This is a genomic window from Actinocrinis sp. (assembly GCF_035946395.1).
Classification (GTDB): domain Bacteria; phylum Actinomycetota; class Actinomycetes; order Streptomycetales; family Catenulisporaceae; genus Actinocrinis.
In genome coordinates, this window is sequence record NZ_DASYZI010000304.1 from 1 (window position 1) to 17,384 (window position 17,384).

At 67.8% G+C, this 17,384-nt stretch carries 11 protein-coding genes; 9 read left to right on the plus strand and 2 right to left on the minus strand.

Annotated features, from left to right (window positions below; translation table 11 throughout):
- Positions 1–129, plus strand: a 129-nt coding sequence (locus tag VGS97_RS18500; protein WP_326854836.1) for an RICIN domain-containing protein, incomplete at its 5' end; no start/stop codon positions are given.
- Between the two features lie 108 nt (positions 130–237).
- Positions 238–2,232 carry an alpha-L-fucosidase gene (locus VGS97_RS18505; RefSeq protein WP_326854826.1) on the plus strand — a complete coding sequence of 665 codons (1,995 nt, stop codon included), beginning with the start codon at positions 238–240 and terminating at the stop codon, positions 2,230–2,232.
- Positions 2,233–2,455: 223 nt separating this feature from the next.
- On the opposite strand, the gene VGS97_RS18510 is transcribed toward VGS97_RS18505, so the two are convergent.
- Both VGS97_RS18510 and VGS97_RS18515 read right to left on the minus strand, forming a co-directional pair.
- A complete protein-coding gene (locus VGS97_RS18510) occupies positions 2,456–5,311 on the minus strand; it encodes a glycosyl hydrolase family 95 catalytic domain-containing protein (RefSeq protein ID WP_326854827.1) in 2,856 nt (951 codons plus the stop codon).
- A 313-nt stretch (positions 5,312–5,624) separates the two neighbouring features.
- Positions 5,625–6,653: a LacI family DNA-binding transcriptional regulator gene (locus VGS97_RS18515; protein ID WP_326854828.1), complete on the minus strand. Its 1,029-nt coding sequence runs from the start codon at positions 6,651–6,653 to the stop codon at positions 5,625–5,627.
- A gap of 186 nt (positions 6,654–6,839) precedes the next feature.
- On the opposite strand from VGS97_RS18515, the gene VGS97_RS18520 reads away from it, so the two are divergent.
- The 7 genes from VGS97_RS18520 to VGS97_RS18550 all read left to right on the plus strand — a co-directional run bounded on the left by VGS97_RS18520 (position 6,840) and on the right by VGS97_RS18550 (position 16,924).
- Positions 6,840–8,126: an extracellular solute-binding protein gene (locus VGS97_RS18520; RefSeq protein ID WP_326854829.1), complete on the plus strand. Its 1,287-nt coding sequence runs from the start codon at positions 6,840–6,842 to the stop codon at positions 8,124–8,126.
- Positions 8,127–8,263: 137 nt separating this feature from the next.
- Positions 8,264–9,160, plus strand: coding sequence for a sugar ABC transporter permease (locus tag VGS97_RS18525; RefSeq protein WP_326854830.1), 897 nt, complete (start codon positions 8,264–8,266; stop codon positions 9,158–9,160).
- Positions 9,157–10,062 carry a carbohydrate ABC transporter permease gene (locus VGS97_RS18530; protein WP_326854831.1) on the plus strand — a complete coding sequence of 302 codons (906 nt, stop codon included), beginning with the start codon at positions 9,157–9,159 and terminating at the stop codon, positions 10,060–10,062. The genes VGS97_RS18525 and VGS97_RS18530 overlap by 4 nt, the downstream gene beginning before the upstream one ends.
- Positions 10,059–12,467: a glycoside hydrolase gene (locus VGS97_RS18535; protein ID WP_326854832.1), complete on the plus strand. Its 2,409-nt coding sequence runs from the start codon at positions 10,059–10,061 to the stop codon at positions 12,465–12,467. Before VGS97_RS18530 ends, VGS97_RS18535 begins: the two co-directional genes overlap by 4 nt.
- A 59-nt stretch (positions 12,468–12,526) precedes the next feature.
- Complete coding sequence (locus VGS97_RS18540; protein ID WP_326854833.1) at positions 12,527–14,188, plus strand: hypothetical protein; 1,662 nt, start codon at positions 12,527–12,529, stop codon at positions 14,186–14,188.
- On the plus strand, positions 14,185–15,138 hold the full coding sequence (locus tag VGS97_RS18545) for an ROK family protein (RefSeq protein ID WP_326854834.1): 954 nt from the start codon (positions 14,185–14,187) through the stop codon (positions 15,136–15,138). The genes VGS97_RS18540 and VGS97_RS18545 overlap by 4 nt, the downstream gene beginning before the upstream one ends.
- Positions 15,139–16,030: 892 nt before the next feature.
- Positions 16,031–16,924 carry a hypothetical protein gene (locus VGS97_RS18550; RefSeq protein WP_326854835.1) on the plus strand — a complete coding sequence of 298 codons (894 nt, stop codon included), beginning with the start codon at positions 16,031–16,033 and terminating at the stop codon, positions 16,922–16,924.
- Positions 16,925–17,384: the final 460 nt, after the last annotated feature.

Sequence of the window (17,384 nt, forward strand, 5' to 3'; positions counted from 1 at the left end):
AACGGCACCATCACCGGCGTCCAGTCAGGCCTCTGCCTCGACGTGACCGGCGCCGGAACCGCCAACGGCACCCTGGTGGAGCTGTGGTCGTGCAACGGCGGTAGCAACCAGCAGTGGACCCTCGGCTGATCCGCCGCCCCCGCTGAAGCCGGCCAGGTCCGGGCTCCCCGTCACGGTCACCGGGAGCCCGGGCCTGCGCCCCACCACACCCTCAGACCTCTGAGAGGCGATTCCGCCATGTCCTCGTCCTCCTCTTCGCCCGGGTTCCAGATCAGCCGCCGCAGGCTGCTGACGACGGCCGGCGTGGCGACGGCCTTCGGCCTGCTGCGTTTCGCGCCCGAGGCCTCTGCCAACGCCGGTCCGCAGAGCTACAGCGCGAGCTGGTCGTCGGTGGACCAGCATCCGCCGGCGCCCGCCTGGTTCCAGGACGCGAAGTTCGGCATCTACTACCACTGGGGCGCTTTCAGCGTCCCGGCGTTCGGCAACGAGTGGTATCCGCGCAACATGTACAACTCGGGCTCCGCCGAGAACCAGCACCACATCGCCACCTACGGCGACCCGTCGGTCTGGGGCTACCAGAACTTCATCAACGGCGCGTACAACAAGGCGGGCCAGTGGACGCAGTTCGCGCCCAAGCCGACCAGCGCCGGCGGCAACTGGGACCCGAACGCCTGGGCGTCCCTGTTCAAGGCGGCCGGTGCCCGGTTCGCCGGGCCGGTGGCCGAGCACCACGACGGGTTCTCGATGTGGAACAGCCAGGTCAACCCGTGGAACTCGGTGGCCAAGGGCCCGAAGCTCGACCTGCTCGCGCAGCACGCGCAGGCGATCCGCGCTCAGGGTCTGAAGTTCATGTGCTCCCTGCACCACGCCTACCACTACCTGGGCTACTACCAGTACGTGCCCGCACAGACGGACCAGAATCTCAAGATCCTGTTCGGACAGCAGGGCACGACCACCGAGACGCAGCTCTGGTACAACAAGCTGCACGAGGTCATCACCGGTTACCAGCCGGACATGATCTGGCAGGACTTCGACCTGAGCAACGTCACCGAGTCCTACCGGCTGCAATTCCTCGCCGACTACTACAACGCCGCCGTCTCCTGGAACAAGGACGTGGTGGCCACGTACAAGGACGGCTTCGACACCAATGGCGAAGTCTTCGACTACGAACGCGGCGGCGCGGGCGGCATCGTGACCCCCTACTGGCTGACCGACGACAGCGTCTCGCCGAGCACCTGGTGCTATGTCACCGGCATCACCTTGTACGACTCCAAGACGATGCTGCACTCGCTGATCGACCACACCAGCAAGGGCGGCAACCTGCTGCTGAACATCGCCCCGATGGCGGACGGCACCATCCCGTCCGACCAGCAGGCCCTGCTGCTCGGGATGGGCGACTGGCTGGGCCGCTTCGGCGAGGCGATCTATGCCACCCGCGCATGGTCGACCTTCGGCGAGGGCCCCACCGCGATGGGCGGCGGATCGTTCGCCGGACCCAAGGCCGGCACGCCGCAGGACATCCGCTTCACCCGCACCCAGGACAACACGGTGCTCTACGCCACCACGCTCGGCTGGCAGGGCGGCACCACCACCATCACGACCCTGGGCTCCAACCAGATCAATCTCAGCAACCTGGTCTCGGTCCAGCTGATCAACAACGCAGCCGGGCAGTACACGAACCTGACCAACTACTACCAGGACGGCGGCGGCCTACACATCAACATGCCGTCATCCACTCCGCCATTCAATGCATTTGCATACGTATTCAAACTCACCTTCAGCGGCCAGATCCCGACCCTCAACGCCGCCCCGATCCCGACCGGCTGGGTGAAGGTCGCCAACGTGACCACTGGCCTGGTCCTTGACAGCGGTGGCAGCGTGCCGTCCGGTTCCGGGCTCAAGCAGTGGAGCTACAACGGCAGCACAAACCTCCAGTGGCAGTTCGTGCCGCTGGGCGGCGGCTGGTACAAGATCGTGAACAACACCAACGGCATGGTCGCCGACAGCTGGGGCAACACCGCCAACGGCGCCACCTGCCTACAGGCGCCGTGGAACGGCGGCAACAACCAGCAGTGGAAGCTCGACCCCGCTGGCAACGGCAGATATCACATCGTCAACCGCGGCACCAACACCGCGCTGGACGGCGCCGGCAACTCCACCGTCGGCTCCGCCACGGTCATGTGGGCCGAGAACGGTAGCACCAACAACGAGTACACCATCACCGCGGTCTGATTCCTGCTCGCACAGGTCTCTGTCGCCCGCCGCCGCGTCAAGTGGGTTCGTACGGCGCTGTAGCACGATGCACAGAAGAGCGGCGTCGGCGTCGCCCGTGACGAAACGGCCGCTGCCGATCACGCTGTCGAAGTGTCTGAATATCGAGGCAAATGCGACGGTGTGATCGGCAGCGGCGCGATGAATCCCTGCTTTTCGATCGTCTACTGGCCGACGTTGAGCATCAGCTGATGGTCAGGTCGTCGATGTAGCCGCGGTAGCCGCCGGTGGAGTTGGGGTGGTCGTAGCCGACGAGGATTCGGTTGATTTGTTTGTTGGCGTTGTTGGTGGCGAGGTTGACGGTGACGTGGTTCCAGGTGTCGAGGGTCAGGTGGCCGCACTGGGAGGCGGGGTGGATGCGGTTGCCGTTTTGGTCGGTGGCGCCGGAGTCGCGCAGGGTGCTGCCGTCGGTGAAGATCATGTCGATGGCGACGCAGGTGCTGTTGTTGGAGCCTGCGGGTACCCAGGTGCTGGTGGCGTTGCTCTGTGGGTAGATCCAGTAGCTGAGGGTCTTGGCGTTGCCGATGGCCAGGGGACTGCCGCTGAGGTCGTAGAACTTCAGGTAGGCGTAGTCGGTGCTGCCGCCTTGTGCGGAGCCGGAGTACATCAGGGCACTGCTGCCGGTGTGCTCGGTCTCTGCGGTGCGGATGCCCAGTTCGGGGCCGGTCAGTCCGCAGCAGATGCCGGTGACGTTGGAGCTGCCGCCGCCGGTGGTGTCTACGGTGTCGGTCCAGGTCAGCGGCGGGTCGGTGGACTCGAAACCGGAGCTGAAACTGCTGCTGCCGGTGCCGGATGCCAGTGGTTGGGTCAGCTCGTTCTGGATGGTGGACAGAGCGGTGCCGGCGGGCGCCAGGTCGAGCGTGTCGTTCGCCGACGTGGCGATGGTGATCTTCGAGCCGGAGACGGTGCCCGTGTCGGTGCCGTTGCGGTAGACCTCGACGCTGCCGGACCACGGGTTGGTGAAGGTGAAGTCGCCGCCCTTCTGGCTGACGACCCTGAGATACTGCACGGCGTTGCCGGCCCTGCTGCTGGAGATCAGGAAGTCGCCGTAGGCGAGCAGGTCGCCGAACTTGGCGTTGGTGTTGGCGGGCCAGTCGGCGAAGACCTTGATGTCGTTCTGGAAGGACTGGAGCAGCATCTCGTCGAGGCCTGAGGTGGTGACGTTGATGTTCTCGATGCCGCCGCCGTTGTGGTGGATGGCCATGTTGTTGTAGCTCTGGGCGGTGGCCTCGTTGTCCAGGTTGCTCAGGATCGTGCTCGGGTTGTAGCCGACCCGGGCCGCCGCCGGATAGAACGTGGTCGGGGCGTTGCCGCCGTGCCAGCCGTTGGTCAGAGCGCCGATGGTGTTCTGGCCCTCGGAGATCAGCGTGGAGCCGCTGTCCAGGCCGATCAGGCTGCCGGGGTAGATTGGCTGGGCGTCGATGTCGTTGCCGTCGTTGACGAAGTCGCTGCCGACCTGGGTCTCGCGCAGGATGGTCTGTCCGTTCAGTGACATCGTCGACAGAGGGCTGAGGTGGGTTTCGATGTTCTGCCAGGTGGCGCGGGTGCCTGAGTCCTGATTCAGCGCGGTGCTCATGTCGATCAGGCCTTGGAGGAGCAGGTGCACCAGGCCGAGGGACATGCCGCTGTTGGTCTGCGGATAGGCCTGGTCCTCGTGCGGGGCGTCGTTGAGGATGTCGTAGGTGGACCCGTTCCAGGACAGGTAGTTCTGCCAGAACAGCCCGACCTGCTTGAGCCACGGATACACCGTGTTCGCATACGAGGTGTCGCCGGTGTACTCGAAGCGCATCACCATGTCGCTGGCGAGGTTCGCCGCATCGGACTTCTGGTTGTGCAGGCTCATGTCCGCGCTGGTGCCGTTCGGCGATATGCCCACCGGATAGAACACGCCGGTGTACCCGTTCTGCGACGCGAGCGCCTGACCGGCCGACTGCCACTGCAACACCGGCTGGTCGTATGAGCCGAGCTGCGTGATGTGGTTGGTGGACAGCGCGGAGTAGAACGGCGTCTCGTAGTTGTAGTTGGTGTGGTAATCGCCGTTCCAGTTCATGTTTCCGGTGATCCAGTTGCCCCACAGGCCCGGGGCGTACTTTCCGGCGCGTGAGACGCTGCCGAGCAGGTAGAGCGAGCCGTACCAGCTCTTCTCGATCGACTTGTCCGGAATTTCAATGTACGACTGCGACCAGTAGCTCTGCCACCACGAGCGGTGCGAGGCGTTGTGGTTGTCCACATCCGTCTGCGCCATGCTGCCGACCAGCGAATCAGCGCTCGACTGCCAGGAGGAGGTGTCGATGCTGGAGTAGATCCCGGCGACCAGGGTGGAGGTGGTGTTCGGCTGCATGGTCAGGGTGATCTTGTTGCCGGAGATCGACTGGGTCTGGCCGATGGTGCGCGCCGCGATGCGGGCGTGCGGGTCGCTGCCGGTGCCGGTGTCCGCGACCACGTCGGCATCCAGGTCATTGCCGGTGGTAGAGGTGGTCGGCGTGCCCCCGGACCCGTTTTGCAAGGTGATGCCGATGCTCTGCGCGGCGCCTGCGGTGAGGGTGAATTCGGTCACGAACAGACCCCAGTTCGCGTCCACCCAGCTGGTCGTGCTCAGCGTCTGGCCGTTGAGGCTGTACGTGCCGCGCACCTCGGCGTGCGCGATGTCCTGCACCACGTTGTACGACGAGCCGGTGAGCCCGGAGGCGTTGACCACGATCCGGCCGAGCGGTTTGACCGCGTGGCTGGTGGAGGAGAAGAAGTCGTTCTTGCCGATGTACATGGTCTGATTTGAGATCGTGCCGCCGACCGCGACGCCGATGTCGCCGTTGCCCATCAGCGGCGCGTCGACCGTCTCGCCGTTGGTCAGCACCGAGGGCGGGGAGGTCCACGTGCCCTGGTACTGCTGGACGATGCGCCACGCCTGGTTCGCGGTGACCGAGTCCGCGAGGGCCGGCTGCGCGAGGACCACGGTGAGCGAGGCGCCGACGAGGGCGGCGGCGGTGGCTGCGCCGAGGGCGCGTCTGGATCGCACTGCGAGCTTCGTCCCGTGCTTCATGCTGCGCTTCATGGCTGGGAGACCTCTTCGTTGAGGACGTTGAGGGACAGGGTGGTACGCCGCACCGTGTCGAAATAACGTTATCGCGAAGAGTGGGGGCACTCGACCCGGATGTCAAGAGTGCGCAGCGTCGCCGAGAAAGCGCCAGAGGTCGGGCAATCGGGGTGAAAGCCGTGGGGCCAGGGCGGCGGAGGTTGGGACAATGAGCTTGCGGGCCACGACTGGCGAGGCAGGGGCTACGGGACCAGAGCCGTACGGGTCCGAGCCGGCAGCATCAGTCTGGGCGGGCTGAGGCCCGGGGAGCGTGTCGGCGTCAGGGCCGCACTTCGCCGGAGCCGCGGGCCTTCAAGTCCAGCGGGACGACCACGGTCTCCACCGGCCGGGTCGGCTCGGCGATGCGAGCGCGCAGCAGTTCCACCGCTGTCCGGCCGATCGTGGCCGTGTCCTGGGCGACCACGGTGAGGGCGGGCTGGAGCAGGTCGGCGAGCGGGACCTCGTCGAAGCCGACGATCGCCAGCCGCGAAGCCGCCTGGGGTCCGAGCTGGCGCAGGACCGCGATGGTCGTGTCCATGTTGCCGGTGACCAGCGCCGTCGCCGGATCCGCGGCGTGAAGTGCGGTGTCCAGGGCTTTGGCGACCCGCTCGGGGGCGATCTCGCCGGGGTGCACCAGGCCCTCGACCGGCTCGCCGTGCGCGCGCAGCGCGGCGCGGAAGGCGGCGGCGCGCTCGCGACCGGAGAAGACGCGTTCGCTGTCGCCGATGTACGCGATGCGGCGGTGCCCGTGCCGGTGCAGGTGGTGGAACGCCATGCCGATGCCGGAGGCGTTGTCGGACATGACGCAGTCCACCGATATCCCGCTCATCGGCCGGTCCATCGAGACCATCGGCATGCCGGCGGCCAGCTCCGGCTCCAGGTAGCTGTGGCTCTCGCCGATAGGCTCGACGATGATGCCGTCGAGCCGCTGGCGGCACATGGAGATCAGGATGTCGCGCTCCCTGGCCTCGTCGAAGTCCGTCGACGCGGCGAGCAGGGTCAGCCCGCAGGCGCGGGCCGTGCGCTCGATGGCGGCCAGCTCCGGGTTGACCTCGGCGATGCGGCGGACCGCCGCGCCGATCGACCCGGTGACGCCGGTGCGCAGCTGCCGGGCCCGCTCGTCCGGGCGGAAGTTCAGCGCCGCGATCGCGGCCTGGACCTTGGCGGCGTTCGCCGGCCCCACGGTCGGGTCGTTGTTGACCACACGCGAGACGGTGCGCAGCGCCACCCCGGCCTCGCGGGCGACGTCGACCATGGTCGGCCGCTTGGGCCGGCCCCCGGCGCCGTTCCCGGCCCGTGCTGGGCTCATCCGGCTTCTCCTCAGTCATGGTGGCGGGCCGTTATCGCATCGAGTCTTGACACGTTCCCGCGAAACGCGTCTACTCTCGCGATAACGTTATCCCGAGGGTGTTCCGACGTCGAGCCGCACGCACGCTTCTCTTCGGCCACGGCTTTACATCGCGCACCGCATCACATCATCCCCCAGGAGACTTCCATGCGGCACAACCGTCTTCTGCCCGCGGCCTGCCTCGCCGCAGGGCTTGCCCTGATCACCGGGTGTTCCGCCGCCCAGCCGGCCGGTTCGAACGGCTCGTCCGGCAGCGTGTCACTGACGTACCTCACCTTCGAGACACCCAGCCTGACCGCGTCGTTCTGGGACACCTCGATCGCCAACGCCGAGAAGAAGGTGCCGGGCGTGACGGTCAAGAAGATCGTCGCCCCGAGCACCGACCGTGACGCGTATGCCAAGCAGTTGCAGGCCTCCGGGCAGTTCCCCGACCTGCTCCAGTCGATCACGCCGTCCACGTTCGTGCAGGCCGGCCTCTTGCGGCCGTACGACCAGGGTTGGGTGAACGCCAACTTCCTGCTGCCGATGGGCAACGCCTTCAAGGGCAAGGTCTACATCCCGCCGACCAACTCGCAGATCATCCCGATGGTCTTCTACAACAAGACGCTGTTCGTCCGGGCCGGCGTCACCACCGTGCCGAAGACGTGGGCGGACTTCATGGCGGTGTGCGCGAAGCTCAAGGTGGCCGGCATCACGCCGGTCGAACTCGGCGGCGGCGACCCGTTCGCGGCCTCCATGCCGCTGGTCGGCATCCTGTCGGCGGACGTGCTCGGCAAGGACCCGAACTGGCTCCAGGAGCGCTACGCCGGAAAGGTGCACTTCACCGACGCGAACGTCGAGACGGCGGTGGCCAAGTACCGCACGATGGCGCAGGACGGATACTTCGAGGACGGCGCGCTCGGGGTCAAGTACGCCGACTCGATCACGAACTTCACCTCGGGCAAGACCGCGATGTACATGATGGGCAGTTGGTTCCTCGGCTCGGTGCCCAAGGCCGCCGCCGCCGACTTCGGTTCGTTCATGACGCCCACCGACGACGGCTCGCTGGTCGTGCCGTTCGCCGTCGGCGGATCGATGGCGATCAACGCGCACACCGCCGCCCCGGACAAGGCGACCGCGTTCGCCGAGGCCTGGTCGCTGGACCCGGCCAACTACAAGGCGCTGATCGAGGGCGACGGCGCGTTCCCGATGCTCAAGGGCAAGACCCTGGCCGACTACGACGTGAACGTCACGCAGGTGTTCGAGGACTCCTACGCCTACGTCCTGAATCAGAACACGAAGGTCTCGGCGTTCGGCTGGGCCACGAACGACGACTCCATGCCCTCGGGGCTGGACGACGACTTCTACGCGGCCGGTCAGGACCTTTACAACAGCAACGACATCGCCGCGCAGATGGCCAAGCTGGACTCCGCTTGGGACACGGCGACCAAGTGAGCTCCGAGTGACCTCCTAGTGACCTCTCAGTGACCTGCGGCGTCGGCGCCGGGCGGACCGAGGCTCGGCGTCGATCGGTCCGCCATCGATCTGATCCACGGTCTGCATCAGCACCGGCCCGCGCCAAGGGAGACGCCATGACCGCCCGAGTCCGACCACGCCCCCGCCGCGGCGACCCCGCGCTCACCGCGATCGCCATGCTCGCCGTCGGCTTGTACGCGCTGTTCATCATCGTTCCGGTGTTGATGAGCGCCTGGAAGAGCCTGACCGACGAGAACCCGCTGATGGCGCAGGCCCGCTTCATCGGCCTGTCCAACTACGCGGAGATGACGCACGACGACGCCTTGGCCGCCAGCCTCTCCTTCACGCTGGTCACAGCCGCCGCGGTGACGGTTGTCGCGAACGCCGCGGGGATCTGGTTCGCGGTCCTGCTGAACAAGACCTCGCTGAGCTTCCGGATGATGCGCACGGTCGCGTTCCTGCCGCAGGTGGTCTCCGGTGTGATCGTCGGATTCGTCTGGCGCTACATCCTGGCCCAGGACGGGATTCTCAACCGTCTGCTGATCGACGCCGGGATCATCGGCCGGCCGATCACCTGGCTGGGCAGCCCGCGCCTGGCGATGTTCTCGGTCGGCCTGGTCGCCGCTTGGGTGCTCACCGGGTTCACCACCGTCGTGCACCTAGCGGCGCTCCAGTCGATCCCGGTCGAGTTGTATCAGGCCGCGACGGTGGACGGCGCCGGCCGCTGGCAGCGGTTCCGGCGCATCACCTTCCCCATGCTCGCCCCCGGCACCACGATCAGCGTCACCATCTCGCTGATCACGATGCTGAAGCTCTACGACATCATCGCGGCGCTCACCTCCGGCGGCCCGGCCGACTCCACGCAGTCCACCGCGCTTTACATCATCAACCTCGCCTTCACCGACGACCGCTTCGGCTACGCCTCGGCCGTGGCCATGCTGCTGCTCGCGATCTCCGCGGTGATCGCGCTGTCCGTGACCGGGCTGCTTCGCCGCCGGGAGGTGGACTTGTGAGCGCGCCGACCTCCTCGACCTCGCAGCGCCGATCCACCGCCCCGGCGCCGCCTGCGCCCGCGCCGCGCGGCAACCGCCGCGTGTGGGCCGCCGGAAGCCACCTCGCGGCGGCCGGGCTGCTGACGCTGGCCTTCGTCAGCCCGATCTACCTCACCATCGTCAACGCCTTCAAGACGCAGAACCAGATCATCGGCAACCCGGCGGCGCTGCCCGCGCCGCCGACCACGCACGACCTCACCGATGCGCTGTCCCGGCCCGACCGCATCATCCAGATCGGCCTGACCAACTCCGCGGTCACCGTCGTCGTCTCGGTGCTGCTGGTCATCCCGCTCGGCGCGGCCTTCAGCTTCTGGCTGGCCCGCCGCTCGGCGCGACTGCGGCGGCTGGTGCTGGCCGTCTTCGCGGCCGGGCTGATGATCCCGCCCGCGGTGATCCTGCTACCTACAATTAGGATCCTGACATACATGCGTCTGGACCACACGTATCCGGGGCTGATCCTGGCCAACGTCGGCGGCGGGTACCTGTCGTTCGCGGTGTTCGTCTACTCCGGCTTCCTGCGTTCGATCCCGGGCGAGATCGTCGAGGCCGCGACCATGGACGGCGCCGGATCCATGCGGATCTGGTGGAAGATCGTCATGCCGCTGCTGCGCCCGGCCACCGCGACCGTCGCGATCTTCCTGTCGCTGTGGATCTGGAACGACTTCATGAATCCGCAGTTCATCCTCGGCCCGCTCAAGGGCCAGACCATCACCACCGGGCTGTATCTCTCGCTCGGCCAGTACTCCACCAACTACGCGCAACTGTTCGGCGTGATGCTCCTGGCGGCGGTCATCCCGGTCGCCGGCTACCTCGCCCTGCAGAAGCAGTTCATCGCCGGACTGACCACGGGAGCCAGCAAGTGACCGACGCGCCTGCCGCGATCGAGGAGATCCTGGTCCTGCACCACAGCCACCTCGACGTCGGCTACACGCACTCGCAGCCGATCCTGTGGCGGTTGCAGGCCGAGTACATCTCCCAGGCCCTGGACTGGCTGGAGCGCACCGCGGACCTGCCGCAGGACCATCGGCCGAAGTGGACCTGCGAGGCGACCGAGCCGGTGCGCCGCTGGCTTGCCGGGGCGTCCCCGGACGAGGTCGTCCGCTTCAAGGACATGTGCGACCAGGGCCGCATCGGGCTGTCCGCGCTGCGCTGGCATGTCGGCTCCACGATCGACCGGCCGGGGATCCGCCGGCTGCTGGCCGGGAAGCGCGAGTTGGAGAACGTCGTCGGCCGGCCGATCCCGGTCGCCTGCCAGCACGACGTCAACGGGGTCCCGTGGCCGATCGCCGACGAACTGCTGGACGCCGGGGTCGACCTGTTCGTCATGGCGGTCAACCGGCATCTCGGCCGCCCGGTGGCGCCGCGGCCCGGCCTGTTCGCCTGGCAGGCCCCGTCCGGGCGGCGGCTGCGCGTCTTCAACGGCAGCCACTACACCATGTTCGACCAGCTGCTCAACGCCTGGGACGACTCGGTGGAGCGGATGGCCGTCGGCTGGGACGCCCTGCACGAGCGCCTGCGCCGCAGCGGCTACCGACTGCCGTTCGTCTACCTCACCTCGACGTGCTCTCCGATCATGTGGGACAACGCACCGCCCAACCCATACCTGCCCGATCTGATCCGGCGCTGGAACGAGCAGCGGCGCGGGCCCCGAATAAGATACGCGACCTTCGACGACCTCAGGGAACGGATACAGCGCGTATCCGACGGCGACATCCCGGTCCTGCGCGGCGACTGGACCGACTTCTGGAGCTTCGGTGTCGGCAGCGCCCCGGCGGTCACCGCAGTGAATCAGCAGACGAAGCCGCTGCTCGCCGCCGCCGAGAAGCTGGGCGCCGACCCGGCTCTCGTCGCCGCCGCGGCCGAGCACGTCGACCTGTCCGACGAACACACCTGGAGCCACTGGGACAGCGACCCGGGCAATCCACAGGCCCGCGCCATCGAGGCGATGAAGCAGGCCGGCGCGTACGAAGGCCACGAACTGGCCGCGTTCGCAGTCATGGACGCGCTCGAACGGCTGGCCGGAAACCCGGTCGCGGACAAGGGGATCGCCGGCGTGCTCGTCTGCAACCCCATGCCGTATCGCCGCACGGTCGCGCTCGATCTGCCCGAGGCCTGGTTCGCCGAGCCGACGGCCGCCAACGAGCGCACGTACCGGGCCAGCCGGATGGCTTACGAAAATCGGCCGTGGCGGGTGCCCGCTCCCGGCGAGCAGCGCCGTCGCTTCGGGCCGATCGACCTCGGCCCCGGAATGTGGCGGATCCTCGGCATCGACGACCTTCCCGCCCCGGTCTTCCCGGGCCAGCCAACGCATGAACTCGTCCGCCGCCCCACGTCGGCCCGCGAGCTGAACTTCGCCACCGCAATCAACCGCGTGGCCGCCGTCGGCCGGATCGAGTCGCCGTTCCACGCGCTGACCTACGATCCGGACTCCGGGTGGATCAATTCCCTGATCGACCGGGCCACCGGACGCGAGCTCCTGCGGCCCAGACCGGGCATGGACCTGCTCTCCTTCGTCCGGGAGCGGCCCGATCCGCTCGTCGACGGCACCCGGCGCGCGTTCTACCGGCGCGACCTGGACCGGGAGATGCTGGACGAATCGTGCTGGGAGCCGTGGCAGCCGCGGCGCGAGCCCGCCGAGCGGGTGCTCAGCTGCGTGGTCGAGGAGCATCCGGGACAGGTGGTCCTGGAACGCCGGTTCGCCGCGCCGGGAACCAGGAGCCTGATCCAGCGCGTCCGGTTCGACGCGATCGACCCCGTCATCCGCATCGACTTCGAACTCGATCTGGTCGGCGACGCCGAGCCGAGCGGCGTGTACTTCGCGCTGCCGCTGGCGATGCGGGAGGGCTGGCGGGCCACTTTCGACACGGCGGGCCAGACGGTGGCCCTGGACGACGGGCAACTGCCCGGCGCGTCCCGCGGTTGGGTCACGGCCCAGTCGGCGGCCGCGATGTGGGACGAACACGGCGCCGTCGCGTTGCTCACGCCCGACGCTCCGCTGGTCCAGTTCGGCGACTTCCACTTCGGACCGCCACCGGACGCCATCGACCGCACCGCCGATCCACTGCTCCTGAGCTGGGCCGCGAACAACTACTGGGACACCAACTTCCCCCAGATCCAGAACGGACCGGTCCGCCTGCGCTACGGGCTGCTCACCCTGGCCGAACCCGACCAGGCCGAGATCGCCGAGCACGCCGCGAAACTGCGCAGCCCGGTACTCAGCTGGCCGGTGACAACCAACGGACGCTCACCCTCGGCGGGTGAACTGTGACCGCGTCGGCGCCGATTCGCGGCTATGAGCCAGAACCCTGTCACGCTGTCACGGGGGCCGTGGGTGCCGGGTACCGTTCGGCGGTCGCCGGTCTTGAGCCGGGTGTGGTCCTGGCGGTGGACGGTCCGGCGGCGGTGGACTGGGATCTGGCCGTCTCGGAGATCTGCGATGCGCTGGCCGCTCGCGAACTGGCGGCGAAGCAGCTGGACTTGCGTGAGCACTTCGCCGCGTGGCCGGACATCCTCGCGCTGACCTCGTCGGCACAGTTGGATGACGACCCGGATTTCGCCCCTCTGTCGCGGGCGGACCTCGCCGACTTCTTCGCCGCGTTGCCCGAGCCCAAGCCCAAGCCCGAGGCCGCTTCGGGCGCGGTGACGGTCGTCTTCGGCCCCGGCGCGGCGCTGATCGAGCATCACCTGCTGTGGTACGCGGATCTGCCCAAGCGATACGCCGAGGCCGCGATCACAGCTGGGACCGGCCGCAATCTGGGGCAACCGGCGGGTACCGGTGCGGGCACGGCGCGGCGCCTGTTCTACCTGGACTGGCCCATCCTGGACCGGCACCGCGACGGCATCATCGCCGACATCGATCTGTGGCTGGATACTCAGGATCCGCGGTCTCCGGCGTGGCTGGAGGGAGACGTTCTGCGCGCGTCGTTGGCGGCGCTGGCCGTGCAGCCGTTCCGTACGCGCCCGACGTTCAACACCACGTCGTGGGGCGGGCATTGGGCGCAGCGGCGGCTCGGGTTCAATCCGGGGGCGGCGAACACCGCGCTGGGTTATGAGTTGATCGCGCCGGAGAGCGGCATCCTGCTCGGCGATGCGGACGGTCCGCGCGTCGAGATTCCGCTCCAGGTTCTGGTCGCCCTGCATCCGGAGCAGGTGCTCGGCAAGGCTGTGTACATGATGTTCGGTACGTCGTTTCCGATCCGGTTCGATTATCTGGACACGGTCGGTGGGGGAAATCTGTCGGTGCACTGTCATCCGCAGTCGGACTATATGCGCCGGGTTTTCGGCTGGCCGTATACACAGCATGAGACGTATTACATGATGGTCGGCGGCGTGGGGCGGCAGGTGTTCCTGGGGCTGCGCCAGGACGCCGATCTTGAAGCGTTTCGGCGTGCGGCGGATCGGGCGGTGCGCGAGGGTGTGCCCTTCGACATCGAGCGGTACGTGCAGAGCTTTCCCGCCGAGGCGCACCAGTTGTTCCTGATTCCGGCCGGTACCCCGCACGCAAGCGGCGAGGGCAACGTGGTGCTGGAGATCAGCGCGACGCCGTACCTGTACAGCCTGCGGTTCTACGACTGGCTGCGCAAGGACGGCGCGGGCAGGCAGCGGCCGGTGCATGTGGAGCACGCGTTCGCCAATCTCGACCCGACGCGCTCGGGCGATGCGGTGGCCCGGGAACTGGTGCAGCGGCCGCGCACTGTGCGGGAAGGCGAGGGGTGGCGCGAGCAGGTCATCGGCGGCCTGCCGGAGATGTTCTTCGAGGTGCGCCGTGTCGATCTCGCGACTGACGCCGCTGTGGGGGACGGGACCGATGGCCGGTTCCACGTGCTCAACGTCGTCGACGGCGACGGAGTGCTGCTGGAGACGGAAAGCGGATACCGATGCGTGCTCGCCTACGCCGAGACGCTGACCGTTCCCGGGTCGGTGGGCGGCTACCGGGTGCGCGCACTGGGGTCCAGCCCGGTCCGCTACGTCAAGGCCCTGGTCCGGTGACCGGCCGACACGGGGGCGTGGTGTCGGTGATGGACATCGGCGGCACGCACGTGACCGCCGCGAACGTCGATATCGACACCCACAGCGTCATTCCCGGCCAGTGCCTGCGCGCGCCGCTGGACAGCGGTGGGAGCGCCGAGGAGATCGTCTCGGCCCTCGCCCGGTGCGCGAGGCGGCTTGCCACGCCGGCGCGCCGGTGGTCGATCGCGATTCCCGGACCATTCGACTACGAACGCGGCATCGGGCGGTTCGAGGGAGTCGGCAAGTTCGACGCGCTGCGCGGCGTCGACCTGCGTGCTGCCCTGACGCCGCACCTGCCTGGCGCCGCCGCCGTCGGCTTCCACAACGACGCCGACGCGTTCGCGTTCGGCGAATGGTGGGCCGGCGCGGCGCGCGGGCACCGCACGGTCGTGGCGATCACGCTGGGCACCGGGGTGGGCTCCTGCTTCCTGCGCGACGGGCGCAGCGTGCGTCACGGCGGCGCCGTGCCGCCGGACGGACGCGTCGACCTGCTGTCGCACGAGGGCAAACCCCTGGAGGACACCCTCTCGCGCCGCGCCCTGCGGCGGGTCTACGCGCACGCCACGGGCGAACCGTCGGCACTCGACGTACGCGAGATCGCGCAGCGCGCCCGGCACGGCGACCGCACCGCGTCGACCGTGCTCACGCAGGCCGTCCGCGCCCTGGGCACCGTGCTCGGCCCCTGGCTCGCCGCGTTCGAGCCCACGATCCTCGTGGTCGGCGGCTCCATCGCAGCATCCTGGGACCTGATCGCCGAACCACTGTGCACCGCACTGGCCGACACGCTGCCCACCCGAACCGGCCCCATCGCCGTCCAACCCGCACAACTCCTGGCGGAGGCCCCACTACTCGGCGCCGCATATCTGGACCTGGCGACCGCAACTCACGCCCATCTCAGCCCAGGTCCACAGGAGGCGCCGATCCCGTGATGATCCCGAGCGCCGCGACGACTACAGACACCGCAACCAGCCGGCATCATCGCCCTCGACGCCTACGACGCCCTCAACGCCCGCTTCCCGACTTGTCACAACTGGTCGGCTTGGATGCGATGAACCCCGATCCCCGATCCCAACTACTCCGCCGCGTACGCGATCCTCGCAGTCCACATCGCCCTCACGATTGACCAGCAGGATCGTGCACCAATGAGCGCCGCTGCCGTCGTCATCGCCATGCCCCGATGATCTGCTCGGGTCCCCAGATCACCCGATCTACCTAGACAGCTTCTATGTAGATTCATTCTACATAAATAGCCAGTGTGAGGCCCTACTTCCGATAGCGGCGCCGCGGAGTCGGCCAGCGAGTCGAGCGTATGGATATGAACCGTTCAGCCAGTGTCGTCAACGGTCGTATCGCGGCGGTGCAGTAGTTGCGAACGGGCCTCGTCTCCGGCCGTGGTACGCCGCTGCATGCCCCTGCGCACGTCTATTCGCTCGACCAGGCTGGCCGGGCGTGGACACTGTCCGCCGTGCGCCGAGCGTGCACCTGCCCCACTTCCGGATCGCAGGATTTGCCTCTGAGATTTCGGCGCGCACAGCTCCACGTCAACGCCACACGGACCTTGATCATCCCCATCTGCCGCATCTGTATCGTTGACATCACGTCAGTCTGTGGCATTAGCAGCGGACTGCGAGGCCGCCTGTTCGTCCCTGTGGCTCAAGACTTTGCGAAATCAGTTGCACGGTCCCGTCCGTCCGTGAAAGCCTGGCCTGAGCGCGCCGGCGCGGCACGAGGGGGCTACTCGGCCGCGATACCGGGCGCTTTCACCAGAGTTGAACGCATGGGGGTTCTTCCTTGAAGGTCAATGCACTGAAGCGTGCCGTTGTGCGCACGGGCATCACCTCTTCGCTCGTTCTGTCCGCGACCGCCATCGCTACGGGGGTCGTGTTCAGCCCCGCCGCGCAGGCGCAGGCGGTCACGTCCGGCTCGCTGGGCTTCGTGAGCCCTGCCGGGGACTGGGTGGGCGGCGGAGCTACGAGCACGTACTCGACGGCGAACGGCGACACGCTCACCGTGACCGGCAGCACCGATGAGCACTACGTCAATGTGAGCGTGTCGGGCGCGCTGGGTGACTGGTGGTACCTCGACCTGATGGCTCCGTCCTCGGGTCCGGCGCTGGCGCCCGGCACGTACACCGGGGCCACGCGGTACCCGTTCAACACCGCCGCCCAGCCTGGCCTCTCCTTCGTGGGCGACGGTCGTGGTTGCAACACGGTGGCCGGCTCGTTCACGATCACGCAGATCACCTGGGGGCCGTACGGCTACATCCAGGAGCTCGACGGCTCCTTCTCGCAGCAGTGCGAGGGCTTCATGCCGGCGCTGGTCGGCCAGGTCCAGATCACCAACCCGGCCCCGCCGGCCGTGCTCACCGTGAAGCCCGCTGTCGCGTCCGACGGCACGGCCAGCACCCTGAACGGCTCCGCCACCGTGCGCGGCACGGTCGCCTGCGACAAGACGGCGCAGGTGACCGTGAGCGGCAAGGTCACGCAGGTGAGTTCGAACCATAAGACCATTGTCAACGGCACGTACACCACGACGGTGAACTGCAAGGCCGGGGCGCCGGTCGCGTGGTCCGCGTCTGCGACGCCGAGCGGTTCCGTCCCGTTCCGCAGCGGTGACGCACAGGTGGACGCGCAGTTCGTGGCGCAGGACCCTGACTACGCTGCGAACACCGTCACGATCGACCAGACGAACGCCGTCAGCCTGCACAAGGGCTGACAGCCCACGCAGTAGAAGCCGTAGAAACCGACGGCCCCTGGCGTGCCACGGACGAACTGTCCTCGGCACACCAGGGGCCGTATGCGCGCAAGCTTTCCGTGTCAGCACTGTAGGCGCGAGAAGGTGCCTTCGACTCTCACCCTTGAGAAAGGCTAACGACGCGGAACTGATGGCATACTCATCTGTGGGCCGGGGCCATACCTGAGACACCATGGGCCAGCCCGCAGGTCGTCAGCCGGCACGATCCGCAGACCCGCTACTGGGCCATCCGGTTGTCACCAGTAGTTTCTCGGGGCCGCGTAGAATCCTGCCAGAGTATGCTGGGCTTGATTTATCGGCGAGGGCCGGGTTCGGCAGAGCGTTGAGCAGAAGCGGGATGGCGGCTTGTGCCTGGGTTAGGGAGAGTTGCGCGCCGAGGCAGAAGTGGCGGCCCGCGCCGAATGCGAAGTGTGTGGCGGCG